6 protein-coding genes are annotated in these 4,862 nt (G+C 36.6%); 1 reads left to right on the top strand and 5 read right to left on the bottom strand.

All coding sequences use genetic code 11. From position 1 onward, the window contains the following. The 4 genes from TJ68_RS04865 to hemE all read right to left on the bottom strand — a co-directional run. A partial coding sequence (locus TJ68_RS04865; protein WP_040929050.1) for a lipoate--protein ligase family protein occupies positions 1-515 on the bottom strand: 515 nt, incomplete at its 3' end. A 60-nt stretch (positions 516-575) separates the two neighbouring features. After that, positions 576-1,970: a protoporphyrinogen oxidase gene (hemG, locus tag TJ68_RS04860; protein ID WP_040929049.1), complete on the bottom strand. Its 1,395-nt coding sequence runs from the start codon at positions 1,968-1,970 to the stop codon at positions 576-578. A gap of 13 nt (positions 1,971-1,983) precedes the next feature. Continuing rightward, entirely contained in the window at positions 1,984-2,898 is a 915-nt protein-coding gene (hemH, locus tag TJ68_RS04855) for a ferrochelatase (RefSeq protein WP_040929048.1), read from the bottom strand. 6 nt (positions 2,899-2,904) lie between these two features. Beyond that, positions 2,905-3,933, bottom strand: a complete 1,029-nt coding sequence (gene hemE, locus TJ68_RS04850; protein WP_040929047.1) for a uroporphyrinogen decarboxylase — start codon at positions 3,931-3,933, stop codon at positions 2,905-2,907. Positions 3,934-4,111: 178 nt separating this feature from the next. Between hemE and TJ68_RS04845 the strand changes: the two genes are divergently transcribed. Further along, the gene (locus TJ68_RS04845) at positions 4,112-4,639 is read left to right on the top strand and encodes an antibiotic biosynthesis monooxygenase (RefSeq protein WP_040929046.1); all 528 of its coding nucleotides are present in this window, start codon (positions 4,112-4,114) and stop codon (positions 4,637-4,639) included. Between the two features lie 43 nt (positions 4,640-4,682). On the opposite strand, the gene TJ68_RS08690 is transcribed toward TJ68_RS04845, so the two are convergent. Further along, on the bottom strand, positions 4,683-4,862 hold a 180-nt coding region (locus TJ68_RS08690), incomplete at its 5' end, for a hypothetical protein (RefSeq protein WP_222859706.1).

Here is a 4,862-nt window from a genome sequence, read left to right as displayed (position 1 = left end):
GATTCGATTTTTTTAGGATTCACTTTTAATGAATTTTGAACCGCTTCAAGGTCGCTATCTAACATAATCGTTCCGTGACTAAACATACGTCCTTTTATAGACACCATCGCATTGCCTGAAATCTTTTTACCATTCACTTCAATGTCATTTCTACCGACAAGTTCTGCTGGAACACCTAGATCATTTAATACGTCGACAATTGGTTGCGTAAACTTTTTAAAGTTGTGGAAACTATTTCCATCATCTTCAGTTACAAAACTAAAGTTTAAGTTGTTTTTATCGTGATACACTGCACCACCGCCACTCACTCTACGGACGACTTTAATGCCGTTTTCACGTGTATACTTTTCATTAATTTCTTCGACAGTATTTTGGTTTTTACCGATGATAATCGATGGTCCGTTTACATAAAATAGAAAGTACGAATCATCTGTTGGAATCTCTCTTAAGACGTATTCCTCCATCGCTAAGTTAATCATTGGGTCATCTATATTATTGTTTGATATAAATTTCATTGTTTTCCTCCATTAAAAAAGACTTACTGCCATTATAGCAAGTAAGTCTAATTGATACATTTAATTGATAATCTCATTTGCAGTTTCTTTTGCTGTTTTTACACAGTCCGGTAATCCAACTGCATAATGCGGTGCGCCGATTAAATAAAGGCCTTTATAATTTTCCTTTAAGTACGCGTGAATTTTATCGATCATTTCTTTATGACCGACTAAGTAGTTCGGTGCAGCGTCAGGCATACGTGTAATAATATGGAACTCGGGCTCTCCCTTAATGTTCATCATCTTATCTAAGTCACGTCTAACAGCTTCTAAAATTTCTTCGTCCTTACCATTTTTAATGAGATCATTTAGTTTTTCATTGTTCGGCTTTCCAATATAAGCACGAAGTAACGCTTTACCCTCTGGTGCGGAATGTGCCCACTTTTTGTTTGTCCACGTACATGCAGTCATCGCCATGTCATCTTCTTGACGATTAATTACAAATCCAGTACCGTCGAGTGCGTTATCGACTTGTGATGCGTCAAAGCATAATACGATATTGGCCACTGTCGTCGCCTTCATATGGTTAAAGTACTCTAACATCGGATCGTCAATTAAGTCTTTATATGCAAAATGCATCGTCGCAACGACGACATCACTATATTCTTTTTTACTATTACTAACAGTAACTTCATAGTGATCATCGTGTTTTTCAATTTTTTCAACTGGTGTATTTAAATAAATGTGACCACCTTGAGATTCGATAACTTCTTTTAAACGGTCTATAAAAGACTCTAGTCCATTTTTAAATTGATAAAACATCCCTTGTTTTTTATCCACTGGTGTTTTAACTCCAGTATTTTGACTGCGCTTTTTGCGTTCGTACATTCCTTTGATGAGGCTACCGTAACGTTCTTCTTCTTCTTTAAAGAATGGATACGTCGCCATTAAACTCATCTCGTCTAAAGCTGTACTATAAACTCCGCCGAGAAGTGGCTCGATCATATTTGTCGCGACTTCTTCACCGAGACGCTTCTTAAAGAATTCTCCAGCGGATATATCGCCATGCATTTCAACGACTGGAATTTGATAATCGAGTAACGCACGTGCTTTTCCTCTTACAGATAAGAGTTCTGTATCTTGAATTGCTTCTTTAGTCGTCGGCACACCTAATATCGTGTTTTGTGGGACAGGACTGAGTGAACCATTCGCATAAATGAATGATTGACCCGTTAAATTTCTAACGAGGTCATCTTTCATACCGATTGCTACTGCGAGATCTGTCAGTTCAGGTTTACGACTAATATAAGATTCTGCACCTTGCTCGATGACAAATCCATTTTTACGGTATGTTTTAATTTTACCGCCGAGTCTCTCACTCGCTTCGTATAAATCGACAGCAATCCCTCTTTTAGATAAATAATATGCTGTAGATAATCCTGTAACCCCGCCTCCGACAATACATACTTTTTTCACGTGACTCACCTCTTTATAGCTTTTCGATTTCGTTTGCCATTGCGTCGATGAATCTTTGGTCCGTGTTCGGCATTGGTGGACGGTGGTACACTGCGTTGTTACGGTCCGTCACTACTTTACATTCGTAGTCGTTATCGTATAACACTTCTAAATGTTCACATACAAAACCTAATGGTAAGTAAACAAAGTGTTTAAATTGATGTTCATCGTATAAGTCTTGCGTTAAATCTTGAACGTCAGGCCCTAACCAAGGATCTGGTGTGTTTCCTTCAGACTGCCATCCTGTGAAATAATGACCGTAATTCGCACGCTCACGAATGAGTTCCATCGTCTCTTCTAATTGTTTTGGATATGGATCGTTATTTTCGACGATCATTTTTTCAGGTAAGCTATGTGCACTTACAATAATTGCTGTTTTATCGTGCTCATCTTCTGGAATAGTTTTCATCGTTTCTTCGACTTGTTCTACCCAGTAATCAATGAACGGCTCTTGACGATAAAAATCATCGACTGATTTTACTGAAATACCGTACTTTTCTGCTTCTTCTTTTGCACGTTTGTTATATGTTTCTACAGAGAATGCTGAATAATGCGGTGCAAGTACGACAGTTTCGATTTCTTTAATGCCCGCTTTATTAATGTCTTCAACCGCTTCTTCGATAAACGGTGTGATGTGTTTTAATCCGATAAATAACTCATACTCATCATCACTACGCTTATTCATTTCTTCAACTAATGCAAGCGCTTGACGTTTCGTTGTATCTTTTAATGGAGATACACCACCGATTGCTTTATAACGCATTTTTAAATCTTCTAACGCTTCTTCTGAAGGTGGACGTCCGTGACGAATATGTGTGTAATACGGTTCGATATCTGATTCTTGATACGGCGTTCCGTACGCCATTACGAGTAATGCTTTTTTTGCCATGTTAAATTACAACCCTTTCGAATAATTGTGAACGAATTCTGTTAATCGTTTTAACGTATCTGGATTTACTTCAGGGAATACCCCGTGCCCTAAATTGAAAATATGACCTTGGTTTTGACCTTGATCTAAAATTTGAGATGCATACTTTTCAATAACGTCCCATTCTGCAAGTAGAATTGCTGGGTCTAAGTTTCCTTGTAATGACTTATTAATGCCCATTTCTCTTGCTTCTTTAATCGATGTTCTCCAGTCAAGACCAATTACGTCACTACCTAACGTATCCCACTCTTTTAATAAGTGGCTCGCACCAATACCAAAAATTGTGACTGGTACACCTAATTTTTTCGTTTCACTAATTAAACGACGCATAGAGTTCCCTAAATAGTACTCATAATCTTCTTTGTTTAATGCACCTGCCCATGAGTCAAAGATTTGAATCATTTTAGCACCCGCATCCACTTGAGCTTTTAAGTAAATGATACTCATGTCTGTTAATTTCTCCATTAATGCAAACCATGTTTTTTCATCGTTATACATTAACGATTTTGTCTTGTGGTATCTTCTTGTCGGGCCCCCTTCGATCATGTAACTTGCGACAGTGAACGGCGCTCCACAGAATCCAATTAACGGAACGTTTAATTTTTCATTAACTAAAATGTCGATTGCTTTTACTGTGTAATCTAAATCTTTTGTTGGATCTAGTTCACCAAGTGCTTCGACGTCTTCAATGCGTCGAATCGGGTTATCGATGACAGGTCCTACACCTTTTACGATATCAACATCGATACCAATCGGTGCAAGTGGTGTAATAATATCTTTGTAAAGAATCGCAGCATCTACATTGTAGTTTTCAACAGGTGTTGCTGTTAAATAAGCTGTAATCTCTGGATTCTTCGTAATTTTGATTAACCCACCATATTGTTCTTTGATCTTATTGTACTCTGGTTGTGAACGTCCAACTTGACGCATAAACCAAACAGGTGTGTAATCTGTTTTTTCTCCTCGAGCTGCTCTTAAAATCGTATCATTAAACAATGATTTTCCCCCTAATTACTTTTGTATCGACAATATTGTAACATGATATATGAAGTTTTCGTGAAATGTGAATGAATTGTCATATTTAAAAATTTCCTAAATGTTTAACAAGTTTTCGATTATGGCTATATATAATGTAAGATGAATAACAACTTAGAAAGAATGAGAGGTAATCATTATGTATTTTCACAAAACAAACGGAACAGTAAGCTACTTAGAAAGTTTAAAAGAAAAATATCCGAACACTCACTTACAAGCAAACCCGAACACTGCAGTATTATATTATGAAGATAACGAAGAAAAATCTGCATTTGAAACAGAACAATCATACGAAATTGTAGACTCTAAAGGTGATTTAAGCGAAGATCATCCAACATACGCAGTTCATATCCCTGCATATGGTATTGGAAAATCGACGATCATTTCACACTTAAGTGATTTTAAATCTGAGTTAGACAACGTAAAAGGTGTTAAATCATACCGCATCACACGTAAGCTCGATCAAGATAGCTATTTAGTCTTTGTCACATTTACGAGCATCGATGCATACCATGACTTTAAACAGACAGACACATTTAAAAATTACTTAACTCAAGATGTGCTTAAAAAATTCCAAAACGAAGAAAGTATGTTCCAAGACTTCGCAACGTCACAACTTTACTTTACTGTTAAAGAAGTAGAAGAAGACGAAGAAGACGAATTTTAAACATAAAAACGCGCCTGAGATTAATCACTCAGTGCGCGTTCTTTTATTTTTCACCAACTATTTTAATATATGTTCGTGATGTAATCATATACATAACGATATATACAACCATCATAGCAACAATTACACTAGCATAGCTCGTAACAAATAATGATATATCGTTAATTCCAAGTAACCCGAGGACTTTATACACTATTTTCGATGCAAACAATGTATGAATCAC

The sequence above is a fragment of the Nosocomiicoccus massiliensis genome (assembly GCF_000438455.1).
GTDB lineage: Bacteria > Bacillota > Bacilli > Staphylococcales > Salinicoccaceae > Nosocomiicoccus > Nosocomiicoccus massiliensis.
Note: the sequence above shows the minus strand (reverse complement) of the source record. Positions and strands in the feature narration are given on the sequence as shown.